This is a genomic window from Clostridia bacterium, from assembly GCA_017620395.1.
In the GTDB taxonomy this organism is placed as follows: Bacteria; Bacillota; Clostridia; order Oscillospirales; family RGIG8002; genus RGIG8002.
Window position 1 is genome coordinate 1 of sequence record JAFZQJ010000035.1, and the last position, 22,454, is coordinate 22,454.

Consider the following 22,454-nt stretch of genomic DNA (forward strand, 5'->3'; position numbering starts at 1 on the left):
CAGTTTTGAACGAGATGTTTATCGTTCAGGCAAAACAACAAAACAGCGGTCATACTTGATGTATGGCCGCTGTTTTTTGTGAAGCATGGGCGGGAAACAGCCGTTCAAAACCCGACTTATCCCTAATTTGCGCGCCCTTTAAAGGAGCGGCGTTCGCGTATTTGTTTTGTTTTACATCGTGCCGAAGATACGGTCGCCGGCGTCGCCGAGGCCGGGGACGATGTAGCCGTTCTCGTTGAGCTTCTCGTCGAGGCAGCCGCAGTAGAGCTGAACGTCGGGATGCGCGTCCATCAGGCGCTTGATGCCGACGGGGGCGGCGATGATGGACATGAACTTGATGTGCTTGCAGCCGCGCTGCTTGATGAAGTCGACCGCGGCGCAGGCGCTTCCGCCCGTCGCGAGCATCGGATCGAGCAGGATGACGAGGCGCTTGTCGATGTCCTCGGGCAGCTTGCAGTAATATTCATGGGGCTCAAGAGTCTCGTGATCGCGATAAAGACCGATATGTCCGACCTTCGCGGTGGGCACGAGCGCGTGGATGCCGTTGACCATTCCCAGACCGGCGCGGAGGATGGGGACGATGGCGAGCTTCTTGCCGGCGATGACGGGGGAGACGGTCTTGGTAATGGGCGTCTCGATCTCGATCTTTTCGGTGGGCAGGTCGCGGAGCGCCTCGTAGCCCATAAGTATCGCGATCTCCTCAACGAGCTGACGGAACTGCATATTGCCGGTGTTCACGTCGCGCAGGAGGGTGATTTTGTGCGAGATCAGCGGATGATTGAAGATAGTCGGATTTTCGTGATGCATTTTCTTTTGCCCCTCTCGTGTTTTTTTCATTATAGCACAAGCTTCGACTCAATGCAACAAAATAATGACATAATATTTGCATTTGTCGACAGGGTGTGATAAAATCAAGCGTATAAGGAGTGATAGTATGAAGCTGAAACGTCTCGCCGCTTTGATAACTCTGCTTTGCGTCGCGTTCGCGTTCGCCGCCTGCGGCGCGAAGGAGCCGCTGCCCGCGGATACGTCCGCGTCGTCCGCGGAGCCGTCGGCGCCGAAGCCGGACTCCGTCGTGCGCCTTATGGCGGTGGGGGATAACCTCATCCACAACGTCATTTACAATCAGGCGAAGGAGCGCGGCACCGCGGAGTTGGAATACGATTTCTCCTACGTCTACGAACACGTCAAGCCGATAATTCAGAAGGCGGACGTCGCCTTCATCAATCAGGAGACCGTCCTCGCGGGCAAATACTTCGAGCCGTCGAACTTCCCGCGCTTCTGCACTCCGACGGAGATGGGCGACTGCCTGCTCGACGTCGGCTTCAACGTCTTCAACCACGCGAACAACCACATGCTCGACAAGGGGCGCAAGGGCATCGCCGCCACGCTCGAGTACTGGGATACGCAGGCGGATAAGGATATCTGCGTCTGCGGTATGTATAAGGACGAGGCCGACCTATATTCCTGCCACTATATCGAGAAAAACGGCGTCAAGATCGGCTTCTTCGGCTTCACCGAGCACACCAACGGACTCGTCGCGCCGGACTCCATGACAGAGCGCATCGTCTACGCCGAGGACGAGGCGGTCATCAAGAAGGCGATAGACGTTATGAAGGCGGAATGCGACGTCGTCGCCGTTTCCGCGCACTGGGGCGACGAGAACTACTCCGAGCGCACCAAGACCGCGCTGACGAAGCTCGAGAAGACGCTTTCGCAGAAGCTCGCCGACTGGGGCGTCGACCTGATAATCGGCACGCATCCGCACGTCATCCAGCCGATGAAGTGGCTCGACCGCGCCGACGGCGGAAAGACCTTCTGCGTCTACTCGCTCGGCAACTTCGTCTCCGCGATGAACGGCCCCTGCAATATGCTCGGCGGGCTTGTCGACCTCGATATACGCAAAAACAACAACACCGGCGAGATCTCGATAGAGAATATCTGCTACGTTCCGCTCGTCACGCACTATAACCGCGGAATGAAAAACGTCCGCATATATCCGCTTTCCGAATACACCGAGGAGCTCGCCTCCGCCCACGGCTGCAAGGCGAAGACCTATTCCGGCTTCTCGCTGAAATATCTGAACAAGGTCGTCACCGACAATATCGAAGAGGAGTACCTTTTTGAAAAATGATCGCATTGAAGCGTGCCTGAAAAAGGCGAATTCGCTTCCGCTGACTCCCGGCGTCTACATCATGAAAAACCGCGAGGGAGAAATCATTTACATAGGCAAGGCGAAGAAGCTCCGCAACCGCGTGAGCCAGTATTTCGCGCGCTTCGAAAGCCACACCGGCAAGACGCGCCGCATGGTCGAGAACGTATACGATTTCGACTACATACTGACCACCTCCGAGCTGGAGGCGCTGACGCTCGAATGCTCGCAGATAAAGCAGCACCGCCCGAAGTACAACATCCTGCTTAAAGACGACAAGGGTTTCTGCTTCATTCGGCAGAGCCGGGAGCAGTACCCGCGCTTCACCGTCGTCTATCACAAAAAGGACGACGGCGCGGAGTATTTCGGCCCGTTCATGTCCGCCGGTTCGGCGCGGCAGACGCTGGAGCTCGCGTCAAAGCTGTTCCTGCTGCCGACCTGCACGCGCAAGCTCGAGTACGGGAAGCGCTCGGAGCGCCCCTGCCTCAACTACTTCATAAAGCAGTGCTGCGCGCCCTGCACCGGCAGGGTGCCGCCGGAGCGCTACGCCGAGAACGTCAAAGACGCGCTCGCGTTCATAAACGGCGGCATGAAGCAGGCGGTGGAGGATATGACCGCGCGCATGAAGGCGTATTCCGACGCGATGGAATACGAGAAGGCCGCGCAGCTGCGCGACCGTATCGCCGCCGTGGACCGCATCTGGCAGCGGCAGGGAGTCGTTTCCGACGACTGCCGCGAGCACGACGCCTTCGCCATCACCTCCGACGGCGTCACGCAGTGCGTCTGCGTGCTGAACGTCCGCGAGGGCAGGGTGAAGCTGAAGGAAAGCAGCTTCTTCGACTGCGACGAGACCGAGAGCGGCCCCGAACTGCTGACGAGCTTCATATGCGAGTATTATTCCGAAGACAGGGAGGTGCCTCCCGTCGTCGCGCTCGCGTCCGAGCCGGAGGACTTCGCGCTGCTGCGCGAGTGGCTTTCCGCGAAGCGCGGCAGGCGCGTTTCCCTGCGCTGCAAGGGCAGGGGCGACCTGCCGAAGACAGCGCGCATCTGCCTCGACAACGCCGAGGAGGCGCTTGTGCAGTACAGCGTCCGCCGCGGCGGTAAGAAAACGAAGGCCGCCGAGGAGCTGAAGGCGTACCTCGGGCTGACCGGCGAGCTGACGCGCATCGAGGCGTACGATATATCCCACACCGGCGGCAAAACGACCGTCGGCGGCATGGTGGTCTTCGAGAACGGCGCGCCTAAAAAGAGCGACTACCGCCGCTTCCGCGTCTCCGTCACCGGCGGCGACGACTACGCCGCCACCGCGGAGGTGATTTCGCGCCGCCTCGCCCATCTGGGCGAGAAGGGCTTCGAGCGTCCGGACGTGATCCTGCTCGACGGCGGCGCCCAGCACGTCGCCGTCGTCGGCGAGCTGTTCAGAGAGAAGGGCGTGGATATCCCCTTCTTCGGCATGGTGAAGGATAACAAGCACTCGCTCCGCGGCCTCGTTTCGCCGGAGGGAGAGCTCGATATAGGCAAAACGACGCGGGCGTTCCGTCTGCTTTACGCCGTCTCCGAGGAGGTGCACCGCTTCGCGATAAGCTACCACCGCGCCGCGCGCTCGGCGGAGCTGAAAACGTCGCAGCTCCGCGTGATAGACGGCGTGGGCGAAAGCCGCGCCGCCGCGCTGCTGAAAGCGTTCGGAAGCGTAGACGGAGTACGCGCCGCCACGGTCGACGAACTCGCCGCCGTCAAGGGCATGAGCCGCGCCGCCGCGGAGAACGTCCGCAAGTTCTTCGACGCCATCCCCGCCGACGCGTGATCCGCGAAAAAATCGGGCGAAAATCCAAAAAACCGCTTGCCATAAAGCGCCAAATATGATAACATATATTATTAAGGTGGAAAAGTGGGACTTCGGTGCTGTTTCCGCCCGTTCACGCTGTAAAAACGGAGTGAGACGATGAGAGTTGTCAGCGGAAGCGCCAAGGGCACGCTGCTCGAAGCGCCGAAGGGAATGACCACGCGCCCGACGAGCGACAAGGCGAAGGAAGGCGTTTTCAGCGCGATACAGTGCGAGGTCGAAGGCGCGAGGGCGCTCGATATTTTCGCCGGCAGCGGCGGAATGGGCATCGAGGCGCTCAGCCGCGGAGCCGCGTCCTGCGTCTTCGTGGATATCGACCTTAACGCCCTGCGCTGCATAAAAAACAACCTCGCGAAAGCGAAGCTCGAGGGCAGGGTGGTCCGCAGGGACGCGATCGCGTTCCTGAACTCCTGCTCCGACCGCTTCGATATCATCTTCAGCGACCCGCCTTACAACAAGGGCTGGACGGCGAAGCTGCTGCCGCTTGCGGCGAAGCTGCTGGACGACGGCGGCGTACTGCTTTGCGAGACCGACGGCGCGGAGCCGCGTCCGGAGGCGGCCGAAGGGCTGCGCCTCCGCAAGACCTACGTTTACGGCAGGGCGGTCGTCACCCTGTTTGAAAAGATTTCCGAGAAAGGAGCCGACGCCGATGAGGATAGCGGTTTACCCGGGCAGCTTTGACCCGATAACGATGGGGCATATAGACATCATCAAGCGCGCCTCGGTGATGTTTGACAAGCTGATAATCTGCGTGATGTCCAACGCGAAGAAGACGCCCGTCTTCACGCCAGATGAGCGCGTCGAGCTTATCAAGCGCGCGACCGCGGGGATCGAAAACATCGAGGTGACCTCCTACGGCGGACTGCTCGCGGATTTCGCCCGTCAGCAGGGAGCCGGCTTCATAGTCAGAGGCCTGCGCGCGCTCTCGGATTTCGAATACGAGTTCCAGATGGCGCTGACGAACCGCAAGCTTTATCCCGACGCCGACACCGTCTTCCTGACGACCAGCGCGGAGTATATGTACCTCAGCTCAAGCATAGTTAAAGAAGTTATTCGCAACGGCGGCTTCGTTCGGGACGCGCTTCCCGAGCAGATTGCCGATGACGTTGTTAAAAAAATAAGAGCGTAAGGAGAAGAAGACTATGGATATGAACATTGACGACCTGCTCGACATAATGGACGAGCTTATTGACAAGGCGTGGAAAGTGCCGCTTTCCTCCAAGAGCATGGTGGACGTTGAGCAGATAAAGGACGTCGTCCAGGATATCCGCCTCAACATGCCCGCCGAGATCCGCCAGGCGAAGACCATCGTCGCGGACCGCAACAAGATCATCGCCGACGCCAGACGCGAAGCGGATACCGTTATCCGCGTAGCCGAGGAGAAGGCGGCGTTCATGGTCACGCAGGAAGAGGTCTACAAGGCCGCGCAGCAGAAGGCGAACGAGACCGTCGCCCAGGCGAACAAGATGTCCGCCGAGCTGAAGCGCTCCACCAACGAGTATATCGAGAACATGCTCAAGAACACCGACGAGGTGCTCACTCAGGAGCTCACCGAGATCCGCAAGGCGCGTCAGAATATGAAGAACATCGGCCGCGGCGAAGCGCCGGCAGAGGCTGAATAATGCTCAATATAGCGATTGACGGACCCTCCGGCGCAGGCAAAAGCACCGTTGCGAAGGAGGTCGCGGCGCGGCGCGGGATGCTCTATCTCGACACCGGCGCGCTTTACCGCACCGTCGCCCTGCGCGTGCTTGAAAGCGGCGCGGATACGCATGACGAAGCCGCGGTGGAAGCGCTCCTTCCCGGAACGGAGATATCCCTGCGTTTCACCGACGGCGAGCAGCGCGTGCTGCTCGGCGGGCGCGACGTCAGCGACGAAATACGCACTCAGCCGGTCGCCATGGCGGCGTCGGATATATCCGCGATGCCGGCGGTCAGAGCGTTCCTGCTCGAGCTTCAGCGCGGCATCGCCGCGAAGAACGACTGCATCATGGACGGCCGCGACATCGGCACGGTGATCCTGCCGAACGCGGATATCAAGATATTCCTCACCGCCTCCGCCGAGGAACGCGCCGCGCGGCGCGTCAAGCAACTCGCGGAGAAGGGGATCGAAGCGGACTACGCCACCGTCGTCGAGGAGATCAGGCAGCGCGACGAGCAGGACAGCACCCGCGAAATATCTCCGCTTAAACCCGCGCCCGACGCCTGCGTCATTGACTCCACGAATATGAGCTTTGAGCAGGTGGTCGCCTTTATTTCCCGAATGATAGGAGAGCTTGTCTGATGAGCTTTTACGCGGTAGCCAAGGTTATCGTTTACCCGTTCTTCAAGCTGTTTTACGGGCAGCGCGTTATCAACAAAAAGGGTTTCCCGACGGATGAACAGGTGATAGTCGCCTCAAACCACACGTCCTTCATCGACCCGATCCTTATCGGCATGGCGTGCAAAAAGCGGCTGTATTACATGGGCAAGGCGGAGCTTTTCCGCTTCAAGCCGTTCGGAGCGCTGATAAAGGCGCTCGGCGCGTTCCCGGTGCACCGCGGGATGCGCGATTCGGACGCCACCAACCGCGTCTATGAAATTATTAACGAAGGCAAGACCTTCGCGCTCTTCCCGCAGGGAACGCGGCTTCCGCACAGGGAGGACCCGGACGACGGCAAGCCCGGCGTCGCGATGTTCTCCGACAAGACGGGAGTCGGCGTCCTGCCCGTTTACGTCTTTAATAAAAAGGGCAAGGTACGCGCTTTCTCGCGCAACGTCGTCGTTATCGGCGACGTGATACCCGCGTCCGAATTCTCGGTCGAGGGCGGCTCGATGCTGGATTACCGCCGCAAGTCGAAGGAACTTATGGAAAAGCTCTTCGCGCTGAAGGAAAGGGTACCGGAAAAATGGAGGTAATTCTCGCCCGTACCGCCGGCTTCTGCTTCGGCGTAGCGCGCGCGGTGAAGCTTGCCCGCGAGCTTGCCGATTCCGGTGCGCCCGCTGCGACGCTGGGCGAGCTGATACACAACCCCGTCGTTACCCGCGAGCTTGCGGAAGCGGGAGTGCGCCGCATCGACTCGCCGCAGGAAGCGCGGGAAGGTGAAACGGTCGTCATCCGCTCGCACGGCGAAGGCCCCGGCGTTTACGAGGCGCTCGCCGCACGCGGAGCGAAGGTAGCGGACGCGACCTGTCCGTTCGTCAAGCGCATCCACGAGCTCGCGAAATCGCTCGGCGAGAACGATTTGCTGCTTCTGGCGGGAGACGAAACGCATCCCGAGGTCCAAGGGATAGGAAAATACGCAAAATGTTCCGTCTTTGTCTTCAAAAATGAAAAAAATTTCAAAAAAACTCTTTACGAATCAAAAAAAGTAGAGTATAATAGCATAATTATAGCGGCTCAAACTACGTTTTCCGTTTCGGAGTGGCAGGAATGCACCGCGCTCGCCGCGGAGCTGCTGCCGGAAGCGAAGATAGTGAACACGATCTGCAGCGCCACCGATGCGCGGCAGACCGAAGCCGCGGAGCTTGCTGCGAAGTGCGACGCCATGATAGTCGTCGGCGGCAGAAACAGCTCCAACACGGCGAAGCTTTACGAGCTTTGCCGCAGTCATTGCGACAATACCGTCCTTGTCGAGACAGCGGACGAAATTGACATGGGCAGGTATGCATATACCGATATTGTCGGGATTACCGCCGGGGCGTCCACTCCGTCGGGAATAATTGAGGAGGTTGTTCACAAGATGAACGAAGAAAAAGACGCGATCATCGAATCGCAGGAGCCCGAGGCTATAGCCGAGGAGACCAAAGCGGCCGAGGCCGTTGAAACTGAAGTCAAGGAGGAAGAACCTGTTAAGGAAGTAAACCTTGACGAGATGAGCTTTGCTGAAGCAGTCGATTACACGTTCAAGACTTTATATAACGGGGAAAGGGTTACCGGCAGAGTTATAGGCATAACTCCGACGGAGGTTCAGATCGAGCTGAACACCAAGCACTACGCTTTTGTTCCGCTTTCCGAACTCAGCAGCGACACCACCAAGTCGCCCGAAGAGCTCGTTTCCGTCGGCGACGAGCTGGATCTCATCGTCACCAGAGTCAACGACGTTGACGGTATGGTCACGCTTTCCAAGAAGCGCGTCGACGCCATGAGAGGCTACGAAGAGATCGAGAAGGCCGTCGGCACTCAGGAGCCCCTTGAAGGCACGATCACCGACGCTGTCAACGGCGGCGTTATCGCCATCGTCAACGGCGTGCGCGTATTCATCCCCGCGTCCCGCACCGGCATTCCGCGCGACGGCGACCTGTCCGTACTGGTCGGCACCACGCAGAAGATAGTCATCCTCGAGATCAACCCGCGCCGCCGCAGAGTCATCGGCTCCATCAAGGCGGGCGAACGCCGCACGCGCAAGGAGCTTGCCGCGCAGCTGTGGTCCGAGATCGAGGTCGGCAAGAAGTACACCGGCAAGGTCAAGTCCCTGACCAGCTACGGCGCCTTCATCGACATCGGCGGAGTGGACGGCATGGTCCACGTCTCCGAGATGTCCTGGGAGCGCGGCAAGAAGCCGGAAGACATCTTCACAATCGGCGACAGAGTCGAAGTCTACGTCAAGGATTTCGACGCCGAGAAGAAGCGTATTTCCCTCGGCTACCGCAAGGAAGAGGATAACCCGTGGAACACCTTCACCGATAACTTCGCCGTCGGCGACGTCATCGACGTGACGGTCAACCGCCTGATGAGCTTCGGCGCGTTCGTCTCGATCGTTCCGGGCATCGACGGACTGATCCACATTTCGCAGATCGCGGACCGCCGCATCGAGAAGGCGTCCGACGAGCTGAAGGTCGGCCAGCAGGTCAAGGCGAAGATCACCTCGATCGACGTCGAGAATCACAAGGTCGGGCTCTCCATCAGAGCGCTGCTCCCCAAGAAGACCGAAGAAGCTCCCGCCGAAGAGGTCGAGACCGTTTCCGAAGCTTCCGAGGATCCCGCCGCGATAGAAGCTCCCGCGGAGACCGAGGCGCCCGCCGCTCCCGTTGAGGAAGCCGTCGCCGCCGCCGAAGAGACCGCAGAGAAGGTCGAAGAGGCCGCCTCCGCCGCCGAAGAGGCCGTCGAAGAGGCCGCCGCTCCCGTCGAGGAAGCCGCCGCCGCTGTCGAGGAAAAGGCCGAAGAAGCCGCCGAGTAATCCGGCCGATAATAAAAAGGTACAAACGAGCTCCGAAGGGCGCGCCCTTTCGGAGCTCGTTTTTTGACTTTCACCGCTTCGCAATATGAACGCGAAGCGGGAGCTGCCTCCTCGGAACGACAAAAACACATAACAAAAGCGGGGCAGACTTTCGTCTGTCCCGCTTTGGTTTCAACTCAAAGCAAATTACGCCTCGTAGACGCTGACCTGCTTCTTGTCCTTACCGACGCGCTCAAACTTGACCTTGCCGCTGATCATGGCGAAAAGGGTGTCGTCGGAACCTCTGCCGACGTTCGCGCCGGGATGGATCTTGGTGCCTCTCTGGCGGACGAGGATGTTGCCGGCGAGGACGTACTGACCGTCGCCGCGCTTCGCGCCGAGACGCTTGGAGTGGGAATCTCTGCCGTTCTTGGTGGAGCCCATTCCTTTTTTATGAGCGAAAAACTGTATTCCTAATCTGATCATAACACACACTCCTGTTCTGTGATTCTGATGTTCTTCGGATATTCTTCCGAATAGCCCTTCAGCTGATCGCGCAGCGCGCGTATCACGCGCTCGCTGTTTTCGTCGGGGGAGGGGATACGGACCGTGACCTTCGCGTTTTTTTCGTCGGCCTTCGCCTCGCCTCCGGCGAGGTTGGCGGCCAGCTCGGTCGCCGCCGAAACAGCCGCGCAAAGCACGTCGCTGCCGGCGTCGGCAAGCCCCGAATGTCCGCTGATCTCAAATCCGGCGTATTTCCCGCCCGATCTGGTGAAAACCGCGGCGATCATTACTCGGCGGCTTCTTCCGTCTTCTCCGCTTTCTTGGCGGCGGCGGAAACGGCGGTTATCTCGACCTTCGTATAAGGCTGTCTGTGACCCTGCTTTTTGCGGGAATCCTTCTTGGGCTTATACTTCAGGATGGTGACCTTCTTGCCCTTGCCGTTCTTCAGAACGGAAGCGGTGACGGTCGCGCCCGCGACGGTGGGGGTGCCGACCTTGCTCTTCTTGCCGTCTCCGACGTAAAGAACCTGATCGAAGGTTACCTCTTCACCTTCGGCGGCGTCGAGTTTCTCGATGTAGATCTGATCTCCCTTTTCAACCTTGTACTGTTTTCCGCCCGTAACGATAATAGCGTACATTACAAAGCCTCTCTTTCATTAGGACTCGCTGTTCGGGGGCAGGCGAAACGCCTTTATTGCGTGCAAAAAACACGCCCTCAACACGCGGCAAGTGCTATTTTACACTGCCGCCGCGCGTTTGTCAAGAGTTTTTTTGCCGTTTTTGACATTTTTATTCATATATATAATGCAAAAGGGCGTTTCGTCCGTATTGACGGAACGCCGGAAGCGTGCTAAAATATATCCGCAAGCAATTTCGGGAGGGTACGGCCATGAAATACGCCGCGATAACAAAACGCATATGCGCCTTCGCGCTCGCGCTGACGCTGCTGGCGGGAACGCTCCCGTCCGCTTCCTTCGCGCGCGCGGACGTGCCGGACTTTTCCGCGAACAACGCGCGGGCGATAGTCGCGCGCGGCGAAGACGCTTTCGGCAGGAGCGACTATGCCTTCTCGGCGAAGTGGATATGGTCGCCCTCCGACGACGGCGCGCAGAACCGCTGGATGGCGTTCCGCAAAGACGTAACGCTGACCGCCTCCGACCTTGAGGGCGAAATAACCGCGAAGATCGCCGCCGATACGAAATACTGGCTCTGGATAAACGGCGAGCTCGCCGTCTACGAAGGGCAGCTCAAGCGCGGCGCCGCGCTTTTGAAAAAAGACATCTACCCGCAGGGCAGCGACGAACAGCCCGACCTTGACGAAATGATAACCGAGGTCGCGACCTACTGCGACGAGGTAGTGCTGACGCCGTACCTGCGCGAGGGGAAAAACGTCATCGCCGCGCTCGTGTGGTATTACGGCAACGAGGGACACTCCCACGTCGGCAGCGGCAAGGGCGCGTTTCTGTTCGAGTCGCGGATGGGCGGCGAGCTCGTCGTCTCCGATTCGAGCTGGAAGGTCAGCAGGCATATGGGTTATCAGCCGTCGAGCCGCGTAAACGTCCACGCGCAGGAGTTCCATATCGTCTACGACGCGCGGCAGGGCTTCGACGGTTTTTACGAGCCGGAGTTCGACGCGTCCGGCTGGGAGAACGCCGCGGAACTCGGCGAGGCGGGCGATAAGCCGTGGAACGAGCTGTGGCCGCGCCCGATACCCGAGTGGAAGGTGTGGGACCGCGAAAGCTATCCCGTCGCCGATACCGAGCACGTTCAGCAGATAAGCGGCGGCTACCGCGTGCTTTTCCCGACGAACATACACTTCGGCGCGTATCTTAAAGTGATCGCGCCGGCGGGCAAAACGATAAAGGTCTCCTGCCCGAACGCCGGCAGATACTCCGTCACCTACGTGACGAAGGGCGGCGAAAACGGCGAAGCCGTCGAGCAGGAATACGAGTCGCCCGCGTGGATAAACTGGTGGTACGCGGATTTCGCGGTACCCTCCGGCGTGGAGGTCGTTGAGCTCGGCTACCGCCGCTCCGGCTACAACGCCGAGGAGGTCGGTTACTTCGACTGCAACGACGACTTCTACGACGCGCTCTGGCGCAAGGCGGCGGATACCGTCTACGTCAACATCCGCGACACGTTCATGGACTGCCCCGACTCCGAGCGTGCACCGTGGCTCGGCGATATGGTCAACGAGGCGCAGATCGCGTACTACACGCTCGACGAGCGCGTTTTCGACGCGCTCCGCAAGGATATCTCCGTCCGCATAAACTGGCAGAACGAGGAAGGGGTAATTTCCTCCACCGCGCCGGCGTCGCTCCGCTACAACGAATGGGCGGAGTTGCCGGGACAGTCGCTCGCGGGCGTGATGTCGTGGTTTCAGTACTATCTCTATTCGGGCGACCGCCTCACGCTTGAGAAGGCGTACCCCGCGCTGCTGAAGTATATCTCGCTTTTCAGACTCGACAAGACCTCCTTCACCGTCCCGTTTGAACGCCGCAACGGCACTAATACGCAGCATCTGAGCTGGGTGGACTGGGGTAACAACGTAGATACGGACCTGTGCCTCAATATCTGGGCGTATATCGGCGTGAAGACCGTTGTCGATTTCGCAATCGCCCTCGGCGACGCGGAGACCGCGGAGTATTACTCCGGCGTCCGCGGCGTCATGGCGTCGAAGTTCGACCGTCTCTTCTGGAACGGGAGCGAATACCGCTCCTCGACCTACGCCGGCCCCGCGGACGACAGAGCGCAGGCGCTCGCGGTCTTCGCGGGTCTCGTTTCGCCCGATAAGTTCCCGGCGCTGCGCGATATCCTGCTGAATAACAAGTTCGCAAGTCCGTATATGGTCAAGTACTGCATCGAGGCGCTATATATCATGGGCTATCCGGACGCCGCGGAACAGCGGATGAAGGAGAGCTATTACGACGCCGTTACGTCGCCGAATCCGACTCTGCCGGAGCGGTGGACCGACGGCAGCGCGAACCACGGCTGGGCGGGCGGCGGACTCGTTTCGCTTTCCGGTTACGCCGCGGGCGTGCGTCCGCTCGAGGCGGGCTACGAAAAGTTCATCGTCAAGCCGCAGCTCGGCGGGCGGATAACGAAGGTCAGTGCCGGGATCCCGTCCGTCAAGGGTCTGATCGAGGTGGAGGCCGAGAAGAATGACGGCGGCTTCACTATGACAGTCAACGTGCCGGAGGGCAGCGCCGCGCTGCTCGCCGTTCCGCGCGCCGAAGGCGCGACCGCGGTCGTTTCCTGCGGCGTGACGATATGGAATAACGGTGTTGCGAATACCGGCGCAGAGGGTATAACCTACGCTTATGATGATTACAGTCACGTTTATTTCAACGTCGGTCCGGGCGAATGGAGCGTCGGCTCGTACGCCGCGCCGAAGCCGTCCGGCGACAGCTTCACGCTGAAGATAAACGAAACGGAAAACGGCAGGGCGGAGGTCAACGGAACGCCGGTCGCGCTGCCGTATGAAGAAGTCTTCGCCGCCGGAACGCGGGTGACGGTCGAAGCGATACCTGCGCGCGCTTACTGCTTCGCCGGCTTCGACGGCACGCTCGGCTCGCGCGAAAGCGCTCTTACGCTGACGATGGATGCCGACGCGGAGCTGAACGTTCGCTTCGCGCCGACCTCGCTGCCGTTCAGCGAAAACTACGCGCTTGGCTGCCGCACCGCCGTCTCCACGGCGTACGCAAGCGACGCCGCGCTTCGCCAGCGCTTCGTCAACGACGGCGTCCGCGACACGCGCCCGGGCGAGAACGAGGGCTGGTCGTCGAAAAACGTCAGCGGCGGCAGGAGCGAGTGGGTATACGTCAACCTCGGCGCGCCTAAGGCTATAAACCAGCTCGTGATCTATCCTCGGGCATACGGCGACGACGCGGGCTTCGGCATACCCGAGGACTTCACCGTCAGCGTCAGCGACGACGGCGAAAACTGGCGCGTCGTCCGCGAAGAGACCGGATTTGAACGCCCGACCGACTTCTTTATCCTCGACTTCGACGGCGTCGAGGCGCAGTACGTGAAACTCGAGGGCACGAAGTTCCGCGGCAACCCGTTCAATAATAATAGGAGGCGTATGCAGATCGCGGAGTTTGAGGTCTACTGGTACGGTGAGGCTCCCGTCAAGCTCGGCGAGCTTGACGGAGACGGAAAAGTCACCGTCAGCGACGCGCTGCTTGCGCTTCGCATCGCGGCCGAACTGCTCGCGCCTTCGGATGCGCAGGCGTCCGCGGGCGATTTCGACGGCGACGGAAGGATCACCGCCGCAGACGCGCTTTCCGCGCTCCGCTGCGCCGTCGGACTCGCGCGGGAACGGCTCGTTTAGCGGCTTTCGGGGCGCTTTCAAAAAAAACGCGTTTTTTTGAAAAAAATACTTGCATTTATGAGAACCATATAGTATAATGACTCTTGCTGATTAAGAGCTGATCGTACTTTACGCCGATCAGCCAAGGAAAAGAGGTTTTGTGCAATGAAGGAAGGAATCCATCCTAACTATCAGCCGACGACCATCAAGTGCGCCTGCGGAGAAGTCATCGAGACTTCCTCCACCAAGAAGGATCTGCGCGTTGACATCTGCTCAAAGTGCCATCCCTTCTATTCGGGCAAGCAGAAGCTGGTCGACACCGGCGGACGTGTTGATAAGTTCAACAAGAAGTTCGGCCTTAATAACAATAAATAAACTGTTCAGCATCGCTCCGACGTAAATAATTACGGGAGGATATGCCGATAGTTTATCAAGCCGACCTATTGAAGAATACAACGAGTTCTCGAAGCACAAGCTCAATACGGCTTGTGCTTTTCGGGCATAGTAAAAATAATTGCGTTTTCGCATAGGGGTGCCGGTATGGAGTATATAACCGTTTTTGAAGAAGCGGAAGCCCGCCACACCGAGAAGCGCTCCGAATTCATAGGCAGAATAGCTCACGCCGCGGACGAAAGGGAAGCCGCAGCGTTCGTTTCGCGTATCCGCGCGCTTGAACGCGACGCGCGCCACAACGTCTTCGCGTATATCGCCTCCGGCGGAAGCGCCGTCCGCTATTCCGACGACGGCGAGCCGCAGGGAACGGGCGGGATGCCCTGTCTCGAGGTGCTGAAAAACGCCGGATTGACCGACGTCGTCGTCACCGTCACACGCTATTTCGGCGGCATACTGCTCGGCGCGCCCGGGCTCGTCCGCGCCTACACGAAGGCGGCTGCGGAAGCGGTAGCGGCGGCGAAGAAGGTCACGATGACCGAGTGCCGCAGAGTTCGCTCCTGCTATGAATACTCCTACCACGGCAGAGTTTCTCTGCTCGCGGAAGCCGCCGGAAAGCTCGACGGCATCGATTACAGCGACAAAGTCGCCCTCGCCTGTCTCGTCAGGAACGAGGACGTTGAGAAATACGTCGCCTCCGTCACGGAAGCGACCAACGGTACAGCGGAAACGGAGGTTTCCGCCTCTGCCGAATTCGTCGCGCTTTAGCGCAGTGGAGAAAAGATGGACCCGAGAATCGAATACGAAAACTTTGAATACGAGTTCCTTTCGCCCCGCGCCGTCAAGAGCCGCGACACGAAGGGGAGACAGAAGCCGATTGATCCCTGCCCGCTGCGCACCGATTTTCAGCGCGACCGCGACAGGATCATCCACTGCAAGTCATTCCGCCGTCTCAAGCACAAGACGCAGGTCTTTCTCGCGCCGGAGGGCGACCATTTCCGCACCCGCCTGACGCACACGCTTGAGGTAGCGCAGATCGCCCGCACCATCGCGCGTGCGCTCCGCCTCAATGAAGACCTTACGGAAGCGATATCCCTCGGCCACGACCTCGGCCACACACCCTTCGGACACTCCGGCGAAGCGGCGCTGAACGAGGTATCGCCGACCGGATTCAAGCATTACGAACATTCGCTGCGCGTCGTGGACGTGCTCGAACGCAATCACAACGGGCTTAATCTGACTTACGAAGTGCGCGACGGCATCGTCCGACACACCTGCGATCCGCTTGCCGCGACGCTCGAAGGTCAGATCGTCCGCTATGCCGACCATATCGCGTATATGAACCACGACATCGACGACGCGGAGACCGCCGGCATCCTCAAGCCCGGCGACATCCCCGCCGATATTCTCGAGGGGCTCGGCAGGTCGCATTCCGACCGCATAACGACTATGATAATCTCGCTCGTCCGCGCAAGCGGGAACAGCGAGATAATCACCATGGAGCCGGAAATAAAGAAACTTTACGACGAGCTCCACACGCTTCTTTACGAAAAGGTCTATTACAATCCGCTCGCGAAGGGCGAGGAAAACAAGGCGAAAGCCGCGATCATCCGCCTCTACGAGCACTTCTGCAAAAACCCGGACAAGCTGCCCGACGGCTACAAAAGCTACATCGAGTCAGACGGCGTTGAGCGCGTCGTATGCGACTACATCGCGGGCATGACGGACACCTATCTTATCAGCGTATTTGAGGATATCTACATTCCGAAGAGCTATAAGTGACGAAGGAATAATTATGAGGATAACGGACGACGTCCTGCGGAGCATCAAGGAACGGTGCCCGATAGAGGAGACAATTTCACGCTACGTCACCCTGAAGCCGAACGGCAGCAGGTTCGTCGGTCTGTGCCCGTTCCACAGCGAAAAGACGCCGTCGTTCACCGTTTTCAGCGATACGCAGTCGTTTTACTGCTTCGGCTGCGGTGCGGGCGGCGACGTGATAACCTTCGTTATGCGCGAGGAGAGCCTCGACTACCCCGAGGCGGTCAAGCTGCTCGCCGACCGCGCGGGAGTGCGCCTCGAGCAGAATGAGGAAGAGGAGAAGGCGGCGCGTCTGCGCGCCCGCGTGCTCGCCATGAATAAGGACGCGGCGCGGTTCTTCCATGAGACGCTCGTTTCAGAAGCCGGCGCGCGCGGTATGGAATACCTGAAAAAGCGCGGGCTTAAAAAGAAGACGATAACGCATTTCGGCATCGGCTACGCGCCGGACAGCTGGGACGCGCTGACCAATCACCTGAAATCAAAGGGCTACAAGGAAGAGGAAATGATCTCCGCGTTCCTTGCTTCAAAGGGAAAGAAAGGCGGCTGCTACGACATTTTTCGCGACCGCGTGATTTTTCCGATAATCGACGTGACCGGCAGAGTCGTCGCCTTCGGCGGCAGGCGCGTCGGCGACGAGGATCCGCGCAAGTATATCAACTCGTCCAACACGCCGGTCTACCGCAAAGGACAGACGGTATTTGCGCTCAACTTCGCCAAAGGCGCGGACAAGCTCATCCTCACCGAGGGTTATCTTGACACGGTGTCCCTGCACGAAGCGGGCTTCACCGGCGCCGTAGCGACCTGCGGCACCGCGATAACCGCGGATCAGGCGCGGCTTCTCGCGCGCTACTTCGACGAAGTAACGATCGCCTACGACTCCGACGGAGCGGGCAGGACCGCCACGTCGAAAGCTATCGAGCTTTTCAAGCCGACAGGCATCTCGATCAACGTCCTCGACTACAAGGGCGCGAAGGATCCGGACGAATTCATACGCCGCTACGGCGCGGACGCCTTCGGCGAGCTGCTTTACGGCTCGGGAAGCTACGTCGACTACCGGTTGGAGCTGCTGAAGCGCGACAACGACGTTACGAAACCGGACGGCAAGGTGCGTTATATAAACGCCGCCGTCGAGGTGATCGCGGCGGAGGACAGTCCGCTGAAACGCGAGATATACGCTTCGCGCGTCGCGGAGCAGACCGCAGTAGACAAGCGGACGGTGCTGACCGAGATCGAAGACCGCCGCAAGCGCGAGGGCAAACGTGAGCTCGTCAGGGAGCAGAAGCAGCGCATACGCGCCTCCTTCGGCTCGGACGACAAAGCCAACCCCGAAAAGCGCGCTAATCTGAGGGCCGCGCGGGCGGAAGAAGAAATACTGCGCTGTCTGTATGCGAACCCCTCGGCTTACGATGTTATTAAAACCGAACTGACGGATTCCGATTTCGTCACGGAGTTTGACCGCAGGATATTTGATTGTATTGTCAGCGTCGTTTCAGACGGAAGAAAGCCTGGCCTGTCGGACTTCAACGCGGATTTCGATCCTGTCACGGAGATGAGCGCGATAACGCGCATAATGCTTGACGCCGATAAGGAGCCGTTTGAAAAGGCTGCGCTTAAAAAAGCGATTTCGGCGCTCAAAGAAGAAAAGGGCAAGCTGACCGGAGAAAGCATCAGAGAGATGTCGCCCGAAGAGCTGAAAGACTACATATCCGGGCTCGGCAAGGGCGGCCGGCGCAAGCCGGAAGAAGAATGAAAGGGAAGAGGATCATGAGCGAAAAAAGAAACATAGTCAAGGAACTCGTTGAATACGGAAAGGCAAAGGGCTCGCTGACGAGCAAAGAGATAATGGACGTCCTCGACGATTCCGATCTCGACGTCGATCAGATCGAACGTATGTACGAGGCCTTCGAGGAGGCGGGGATTGAAGTCATCGAGGATATCCAGCTCGACGACTCCATCGACGACCTCGATCCCGACAAGGACATCGACAAGGAAATCCTCGACGACTACGACGAGGAGAAAAAGGAAGAGGCGCTCGCCGAAGCGGCGACCAACGACGATCCCGTCAAGATGTACCTGAAAGAGATCGGCCGCGTGCCGCTGCTGAGCGCCGAAGAAGAGGTCGAGCTCGCGATCAAGATGCAGAACGGCGACGTCGAAGCCCGCAAAAAGCTTTCCGAGGCGAATCTCCGCCTCGTCGTCAGCATCGCGAAGCGCTACGTCGGCCGCGGAATGCTTTTCCTCGACCTCATTCAGGAGGGCAACCTCGGACTTATCCGCGCCGTCGAGAAGTTCGACTACACCAAGGGCTATAAGTTCTCAACCTACGCGACGTGGTGGATCCGACAGGCGATAACCAGAGCCATCGCAGACCAGGCGAGGATCATCCGCATCCCCGTCCACATGGTCGAAACTATAAACAAGATCGTCCGCATCGAGCGCCAGCTCGTGCAGGAGCTCGGCAGAACGCCGACCGCCAACGAGATCGCCGAGGAAGCGGGCATGTCCGTCGAGAAGATCCACGAGATAATGAAGATCGCGCAGGAGCCGGTCTCCCTCGAAACGCCTATCGGCAAGGAGGAGGACAGCCACCTCGGCGACTTCATCCCGGACGAGGACGCTCCCGCGCCCGCCGACGCCGCCTCCCGCGAGCTGCTCAAGGAGACCATCTCCGAGGTGCTCTTCACGCTGACTCCGAGAGAGGAGAAGGTGCTGCGCCTGCGCTTCGGCCTCGTCGACGGCAGACCGCGCACGCTTGAAGAGGTCGGCGACGAGTTCGGCGTCACCCGCGAGCGCATCAGACAGATCGAAGCCAAGGCGCTCCGTAAGCTCCGCCACCCGATGCGCTCCAAGAAGCTCAAGGACTTCCTCGATAACTGATCGCCTGCGATAATTGCAATAAAGCCGTAAACGCCGCCTGTTCCGCCGGAACAGGCGGCGTCTCCGTAGGGGCGAGCATCGCTCCCCCCGCAAGCTTTCCCCTTGAGGGGAAGGTGGGTTTTGCCGAAGGCAAAAGCCGGATGAGGTGTAGCCGCGAAGCGGCATCTCGTAGGGGCGATCTTGATCGCCCGCGGAATAACAAACAACAGCCCCTCCGGAGCGTGCTCCGAGGGGCTGTCTTTATATCTGTTTTCACGCCTCGATTATCCCGCCGTAGTCTGTCAGGACGCCGTCGCACAGCGGCGCGACCTCGACTCCGCGCGCGGCGGCGAAGGCGAGGATGCGTTCGCCGTCCGGATGCGTCAGCGGATCGCCGAAAAGCGCGAGCTTGCCGCCGACCGTGCCTCCGCACCCGCCTATGAAGCCGTAGGCGTACCCCTCCAGCAGTATGCCGCCGGGGGCGATGCGGAGCGTTTCGACACCCGCTTTTTCGCAAGCGGCGGCGACGTTTTTATCCGCGGTAACGACTCCGCCCGGCAGCCGCAGCGCCGAGCAGGAGCAGTACCCCTGTCTGCAGTCGATTATTTCCGCGCCGCGCTCGCGGTAATACGAAAGTATCGCGCCGTCGGTGTGCGCGATATTGCATATCAGCGCCCCGTTAAGCGTAAAGCAGTTATACCGCACGTCGGCGGGATAGACGGCTCCGGGATCCGCGTCTCCCGCCCGCGCGGAAACGCCTTCGGCGAGGAGCGCGGCGAGTACTTCGGGCGCGCATATCGGTCCGTCCGGCGAGGCGTGTATAAGCATATCCGGGTGCGCGGCAAGCGCCCCGGGCAGCGCCTTCGCCGCCGGGACCTTCACGACCTTACCGGTCAGTTTTTCGAGCCGCCGGATCGCTTCCGCCGGCAGATTTCCGTTCACAATAACCATAACAGTATCATAACACAACTTGCGCGGAAAAGATATTGCTATTTTTGATATAAGATGATATAATTTATACGAGATAGAATTGCGAAAGGTGACGCCGGATGAAAATCGTGCTCGCTTCCGCGTCGCCCAGACGCGTTGAACTGATAAAGCTTATCGCGCCGGAGGCGTTATGCGTCCCCGCCGATATTGAAGAAATAACCCCCGACGGTATGCCGCCGGAGGAATGCCCCGCCTACCTCGCCGCACTGAAGGCGAAGGCGGTTGCGGCGCACTTTCCCGACGCCGCGGTCATCGGCTGCGACACCGTCGTCGTCATCGACGGCAAAGCGCTCGGCAAGCCCTGCGGCGAAGCGGACGCCGCCGCTATGCTCCGCGAGCTTTCCGGCAGGACGCACGTTGTCGTTACCGGCGTTTACGTCGCCTTCGCCGGCGGCGGATTCGGCTTCTCCGAGCGCACCGAGGTCGAGTTCCGCGCACTGCGCGAGGAAGAGATCGCCGACTACGTCGCTTCCGGCGAGCCGATGGACAAGGCGGGCGCGTACGGCATACAGGGCGCGGGTTCAACGCTCGTGCGCCGCATAAACGGAGATTTTTACAACGTGATGGGTATGCCCGTCGCGCGGCTGAAAGAGGAACTTTTTAATGAACGTATTATTTCTCGGTGACGTCGTCGGCAGGCCCGGCAGGGAAGCGGTCGCCGCGAAGCTGCCGGCGTTCAGGCGCTTTCAGGCGATAGACTTCTGCATAGCGAACGGCGAGAACTCCGCCGACGGCGACGGAGTCACAGAGGCGTCCGCGGAGGCGCTTTTCTCCGCCGGAGTCGACGTCGTGACCGGCGGCAACCACTCCTTCAAGCGCCGCGAGGCGTACGATTACATCGCGGAAGCGCCCTACCTGCTGCGTCCGGCAAATATTTCACCATCCGCGCCAGGCAAGGGTCTCTGCGTTTACGATATGGGCAGATCCGCCGTCGCCGTTATCAACCTCGTCGGCGCGTCGTATATGGATCCCTGCGACAATCCGTTCCGCAAGGCGGACGAGCTGCTCGCCTCGCTTGATCCCTTCGTCAAGGCGGTCGTCGTCGATTTCCACGCGGAAACGACAGGCGAGAAGCGTGCGCTCGCGGAATATCTCGCGGGCAGGGTTTCCGCCGTTATCGGCACCCACACCCACGTTCAGACCGCGGACGAGCGCGTCCTTGAAGGCGGCACCGCCTTCATCACAGACGCGGGTATGTGCGGGCCGACGGACTCCGTCCTCGGCGTCAAAAAGGAACTCGCGATAGAGTTTATGCTCAACAGAATGCCGACGCGCTTCGCCGTCGCTGAAGGGGAAACGGCGCTTTGCGGCGTCGTCATCCGCATCGACGAGGCGACCGGCAGGGCCGAAAGCATAGAAAGAATACAGATAACCGTCTGACGCTCCGCGTCGGAAAGAGGCAGATATGCAGAATTATTACGAAAAAATAGTCAGACGCGTCTGGCGTGCCGCGGATTACGTCCGCGTCGCGCTTATAGTCGCGGCCACGCTGATACTTATAGCCGCGGCGATAATCTCCGCCGGACTGCTTTCGCGCTACGGGCTGAGTATGCTCGTGCCGCTCCTCTCCGTCGGCGCTGTCGTCGGCGCGTGGTATCTCATCGGCACAATGCGGACAGAATACGAATATAACTACTTCGGCGGCGAGATCGACCTCGACGTCATAACCGCGAAAAGCCGCCGCCGCAGAGTCGCGACGGTCAACGTGCGCGATTTCGAGGCGTTCGGCAAATACTCCGAGCTGAAGAAGACGAAGCAGCAGCTGAAAAACGACTATGATAAGCGCTGGTTCATGTGCTCCGCGCCGGAGAATCCCGACTGTTACTACGCCGTTTTGCGCCACGAGCACAAGATCACGCTGCTCGTTTTCGAGCCGAGCGAGGAGATGCTCGCCGAGATGCGCGCGGTCGCGCCCAGACTTTTCAGATAGTTTTTCGGAGTATACACAGAATACGCACGGTTGAAAGGAGAACGAATGATGATTTACGGAATAGGAGTCGATATTGAAGAGGTCGGCAGGATAAAGGCCGTCATCAAGGGAAGAGAAAGCTTTATAGAACGCTTTTTCTCGAAAGCTGAAGGCGAATTGTTCGTCCAGAAGCGCTTCAACCCCGAGACGATCTGCGGCAATTTCTGCGCAAAAGAGGCGTTCGTCAAGGCGCTCGGCACCGGCTTCAGAGGTATTACGATGAAGGATATCGAGGTGCTCCGCGACGAGCTCGGCAGCCCGTATTACCGTATAAGCGGTCAGCTCGGCGAAAAGCTGAAGGATAAGGGGCTGAAATGGAATCTTTCCCTCAGCCATACCGCCCAAACGGCCGTCGCTTTCTGTGTTATCGAGAAGGAATAACGTCAACCCGCGCCGCGCGTTTTTGCGAAGGCGGAAAAACCCCGTAACAGTGCGCTTTCACGCCGTATCGGATGATAATTGTCACCCGATACGGCGCTT

Annotated in this window: 23 protein-coding genes; 18 read left to right on the forward strand and 5 right to left on the reverse strand. The window is 59.5% G+C overall.

The window, feature by feature from the left end; all coding sequences use genetic code 11:
• Nucleotides 1-171 precede the first annotated feature (171 nt).
• Nucleotides 172-807 carry a uracil phosphoribosyltransferase gene (upp, locus tag J5441_07940; protein ID MBO4935075.1) on the reverse strand — a complete coding sequence of 212 codons (636 nt, stop codon included), beginning with the start codon at nt 805-807 and terminating at the stop codon, nt 172-174.
• A gap of 127 nt (nt 808-934) precedes the next feature.
• Here upp and J5441_07945 point away from each other — a divergent pair, with 127 nt between their 5' ends.
• The 8 genes from J5441_07945 to J5441_07980 all read left to right on the forward strand — a co-directional run bounded on the left by J5441_07945 (nt 935) and on the right by J5441_07980 (nt 9,154).
• Nucleotides 935-2,134 carry a CapA family protein gene (locus J5441_07945; GenBank protein MBO4935076.1) on the forward strand — a complete coding sequence of 400 codons (1,200 nt, stop codon included), beginning with the start codon at nt 935-937 and terminating at the stop codon, nt 2,132-2,134.
• Nucleotides 2,124-3,956 (forward strand): excinuclease ABC subunit UvrC, encoded by a 1,833-nt coding sequence (uvrC, locus tag J5441_07950; GenBank protein MBO4935077.1) that lies wholly within the window; start codon nt 2,124-2,126, stop codon nt 3,954-3,956. Before J5441_07945 ends, uvrC begins: the two co-directional genes overlap by 11 nt.
• 138 nt (nt 3,957-4,094) lie before the next feature.
• A complete protein-coding gene (gene rsmD, locus J5441_07955; protein MBO4935078.1) occupies nt 4,095-4,676 on the forward strand; it encodes a 16S rRNA (guanine(966)-N(2))-methyltransferase RsmD in 582 nt (193 codons plus the stop codon).
• Entirely contained in the window at nt 4,645-5,124 is a 480-nt protein-coding gene (gene coaD, locus J5441_07960) for a pantetheine-phosphate adenylyltransferase (protein ID MBO4935079.1), read from the forward strand. Before rsmD ends, coaD begins: the two co-directional genes overlap by 32 nt.
• Before the next feature lie 19 nt (nt 5,125-5,143).
• The gene (locus tag J5441_07965) at nt 5,144-5,617 is read left to right on the forward strand and encodes an ATPase (protein ID MBO4935080.1); all 474 of its coding nucleotides are present in this window, start codon (nt 5,144-5,146) and stop codon (nt 5,615-5,617) included.
• Complete coding sequence (locus J5441_07970; GenBank protein MBO4935081.1) at nt 5,617-6,279, forward strand: (d)CMP kinase; 663 nt, start codon at nt 5,617-5,619, stop codon at nt 6,277-6,279. Before J5441_07965 ends, J5441_07970 begins: the two co-directional genes overlap by 1 nt.
• Nucleotides 6,279-6,893 (forward strand): 1-acyl-sn-glycerol-3-phosphate acyltransferase, encoded by a 615-nt coding sequence (locus J5441_07975; GenBank protein MBO4935082.1) that lies wholly within the window; start codon nt 6,279-6,281, stop codon nt 6,891-6,893. Before J5441_07970 ends, J5441_07975 begins: the two co-directional genes overlap by 1 nt.
• The gene (locus J5441_07980) at nt 6,884-9,154 is read left to right on the forward strand and encodes a bifunctional 4-hydroxy-3-methylbut-2-enyl diphosphate reductase/30S ribosomal protein S1 (GenBank protein ID MBO4935083.1); all 2,271 of its coding nucleotides are present in this window, start codon (nt 6,884-6,886) and stop codon (nt 9,152-9,154) included. Before J5441_07975 ends, J5441_07980 begins: the two co-directional genes overlap by 10 nt.
• A gap of 186 nt (nt 9,155-9,340) precedes the next feature.
• On the opposite strand, the gene rpmA is transcribed toward J5441_07980, so the two are convergent.
• Genes rpmA through rplU form a run of 3 tightly spaced genes read right to left on the reverse strand, consistent with a single transcriptional unit; the run spans nt 9,341 to nt 10,274 of the window.
• Nucleotides 9,341-9,619: a 50S ribosomal protein L27 gene (gene rpmA, locus J5441_07985; GenBank protein MBO4935084.1), complete on the reverse strand. Its 279-nt coding sequence runs from the start codon at nt 9,617-9,619 to the stop codon at nt 9,341-9,343.
• Complete coding sequence (locus tag J5441_07990) at nt 9,616-9,924, reverse strand: ribosomal-processing cysteine protease Prp (GenBank protein MBO4935085.1); 309 nt, start codon at nt 9,922-9,924, stop codon at nt 9,616-9,618. Before J5441_07990 ends, rpmA begins: the two co-directional genes overlap by 4 nt.
• Nucleotides 9,924-10,274 carry a 50S ribosomal protein L21 gene (rplU, locus tag J5441_07995; GenBank protein MBO4935086.1) on the reverse strand — a complete coding sequence of 117 codons (351 nt, stop codon included), beginning with the start codon at nt 10,272-10,274 and terminating at the stop codon, nt 9,924-9,926. Before rplU ends, J5441_07990 begins: the two co-directional genes overlap by 1 nt.
• Before the next feature lie 251 nt (nt 10,275-10,525).
• On the opposite strand from rplU, the gene J5441_08000 reads away from it, so the two are divergent.
• The 6 genes from J5441_08000 to rpoD all read left to right on the forward strand — a co-directional run bounded on the left by J5441_08000 (nt 10,526) and on the right by rpoD (nt 19,036).
• The gene (locus J5441_08000; GenBank protein MBO4935087.1) at nt 10,526-13,969 is read left to right on the forward strand and encodes a discoidin domain-containing protein; all 3,444 of its coding nucleotides are present in this window, start codon (nt 10,526-10,528) and stop codon (nt 13,967-13,969) included.
• 144 nt (nt 13,970-14,113) lie between these two features.
• Nucleotides 14,114-14,323 carry a 50S ribosomal protein L31 gene (rpmE, locus tag J5441_08005; GenBank protein ID MBO4935088.1) on the forward strand — a complete coding sequence of 70 codons (210 nt, stop codon included), beginning with the start codon at nt 14,114-14,116 and terminating at the stop codon, nt 14,321-14,323.
• A gap of 165 nt (nt 14,324-14,488) precedes the next feature.
• Entirely contained in the window at nt 14,489-15,106 is a 618-nt protein-coding gene (locus tag J5441_08010; GenBank protein MBO4935089.1) for a YigZ family protein, read from the forward strand.
• A gap of 15 nt (nt 15,107-15,121) precedes the next feature.
• Nucleotides 15,122-16,120, forward strand: coding sequence for a deoxyguanosinetriphosphate triphosphohydrolase (locus J5441_08015; GenBank protein MBO4935090.1), 999 nt, complete (start codon nt 15,122-15,124; stop codon nt 16,118-16,120).
• 13 nt (nt 16,121-16,133) lie between these two features.
• Complete coding sequence (locus J5441_08020; GenBank protein MBO4935091.1) at nt 16,134-17,909, forward strand: DNA primase; 1,776 nt, start codon at nt 16,134-16,136, stop codon at nt 17,907-17,909.
• A gap of 14 nt (nt 17,910-17,923) precedes the next feature.
• Nucleotides 17,924-19,036, forward strand: coding sequence for an RNA polymerase sigma factor RpoD (gene rpoD, locus J5441_08025; GenBank protein ID MBO4935092.1), 1,113 nt, complete (start codon nt 17,924-17,926; stop codon nt 19,034-19,036).
• Nucleotides 19,037-19,288: 252 nt separating this feature from the next.
• Here rpoD and J5441_08030 read toward each other — a convergent pair whose 3' ends face one another.
• Nucleotides 19,289-19,966 (reverse strand): hypothetical protein, encoded by a 678-nt coding sequence (locus J5441_08030; GenBank protein ID MBO4935093.1) that lies wholly within the window; start codon nt 19,964-19,966, stop codon nt 19,289-19,291.
• 98 nt (nt 19,967-20,064) lie between these two features.
• On the opposite strand from J5441_08030, the gene maf reads away from it, so the two are divergent.
• Genes maf through acpS form a run of 4 tightly spaced genes read left to right on the forward strand, consistent with a single transcriptional unit; the run spans nt 20,065 to nt 22,355 of the window.
• Complete coding sequence (gene maf / locus J5441_08035; protein ID MBO4935094.1) at nt 20,065-20,631, forward strand: septum formation protein Maf; 567 nt, start codon at nt 20,065-20,067, stop codon at nt 20,629-20,631.
• Nucleotides 20,609-21,385: a TIGR00282 family metallophosphoesterase gene (locus J5441_08040; protein MBO4935095.1), complete on the forward strand. Its 777-nt coding sequence runs from the start codon at nt 20,609-20,611 to the stop codon at nt 21,383-21,385. The genes maf and J5441_08040 overlap by 23 nt, the downstream gene beginning before the upstream one ends.
• A 25-nt stretch (nt 21,386-21,410) precedes the next feature.
• A complete protein-coding gene (locus J5441_08045) occupies nt 21,411-21,935 on the forward strand; it encodes a hypothetical protein (protein ID MBO4935096.1) in 525 nt (174 codons plus the stop codon).
• 48 nt (nt 21,936-21,983) lie between these two features.
• Entirely contained in the window at nt 21,984-22,355 is a 372-nt protein-coding gene (gene acpS, locus J5441_08050) for a holo-ACP synthase (GenBank protein ID MBO4935097.1), read from the forward strand.
• The last annotated feature ends 99 nt before the right edge of the window (nt 22,356-22,454 follow it).

Bases quoted from the DNA above. Each gene is read 5' to 3' on its own strand.
- J5441_08015 (MBO4935090.1), top strand. From the start codon at position 15,122: ATGGACCCGAGAATCGAATACGAAAACTTTGAATACGAGTTCCTTTCG.
- maf (MBO4935094.1), top strand. From the start codon at position 20,065: ATGAAAATCGTGCTCGCTTCCGCGTCGCCCAGACGCGTTGAACTGATA.
- rpoD (MBO4935092.1), top strand. From the start codon at position 17,924: ATGAGCGAAAAAAGAAACATAGTCAAGGAACTCGTTGAATACGGAAAG.
- rpmE (MBO4935088.1), top strand. From the start codon at position 14,114: ATGAAGGAAGGAATCCATCCTAACTATCAGCCGACGACCATCAAGTGC.
- rpmA (MBO4935084.1), bottom strand. From the start codon at position 9,619: ATGATCAGATTAGGAATACAGTTTTTCGCTCATAAAAAAGGAATGGGC.
- J5441_07990 (MBO4935085.1), bottom strand. From the start codon at position 9,924: ATGATCGCCGCGGTTTTCACCAGATCGGGCGGGAAATACGCCGGATTT.
- J5441_08040 (MBO4935095.1), top strand. From the start codon at position 20,609: ATGAACGTATTATTTCTCGGTGACGTCGTCGGCAGGCCCGGCAGGGAA.
- rplU (MBO4935086.1), bottom strand. From the start codon at position 10,274: ATGTACGCTATTATCGTTACGGGCGGAAAACAGTACAAGGTTGAAAAG.
- J5441_08020 (MBO4935091.1), top strand. From the start codon at position 16,134: ATGAGGATAACGGACGACGTCCTGCGGAGCATCAAGGAACGGTGCCCG.
- J5441_07975 (MBO4935082.1), top strand. From the start codon at position 6,279: ATGAGCTTTTACGCGGTAGCCAAGGTTATCGTTTACCCGTTCTTCAAG.
- J5441_07970 (MBO4935081.1), top strand. From the start codon at position 5,617: ATGCTCAATATAGCGATTGACGGACCCTCCGGCGCAGGCAAAAGCACC.
- acpS (MBO4935097.1), top strand. From the start codon at position 21,984: ATGATTTACGGAATAGGAGTCGATATTGAAGAGGTCGGCAGGATAAAG.
- coaD (MBO4935079.1), top strand. From the start codon at position 4,645: ATGAGGATAGCGGTTTACCCGGGCAGCTTTGACCCGATAACGATGGGG.
- J5441_08045 (MBO4935096.1), top strand. From the start codon at position 21,411: ATGCAGAATTATTACGAAAAAATAGTCAGACGCGTCTGGCGTGCCGCG.
- rsmD (MBO4935078.1), top strand. From the start codon at position 4,095: ATGAGAGTTGTCAGCGGAAGCGCCAAGGGCACGCTGCTCGAAGCGCCG.
- upp (MBO4935075.1), bottom strand. From the start codon at position 807: ATGCATCACGAAAATCCGACTATCTTCAATCATCCGCTGATCTCGCAC.
- J5441_07945 (MBO4935076.1), top strand. From the start codon at position 935: ATGAAGCTGAAACGTCTCGCCGCTTTGATAACTCTGCTTTGCGTCGCG.
- J5441_07965 (MBO4935080.1), top strand. From the start codon at position 5,144: ATGAACATTGACGACCTGCTCGACATAATGGACGAGCTTATTGACAAG.
- J5441_08030 (MBO4935093.1), bottom strand. From the start codon at position 19,966: ATGGTTATTGTGAACGGAAATCTGCCGGCGGAAGCGATCCGGCGGCTC.
- J5441_08010 (MBO4935089.1), top strand. From the start codon at position 14,489: ATGGAGTATATAACCGTTTTTGAAGAAGCGGAAGCCCGCCACACCGAG.
- J5441_08000 (MBO4935087.1), top strand. From the start codon at position 10,526: ATGAAATACGCCGCGATAACAAAACGCATATGCGCCTTCGCGCTCGCG.
- J5441_07980 (MBO4935083.1), top strand. From the start codon at position 6,884: ATGGAGGTAATTCTCGCCCGTACCGCCGGCTTCTGCTTCGGCGTAGCG.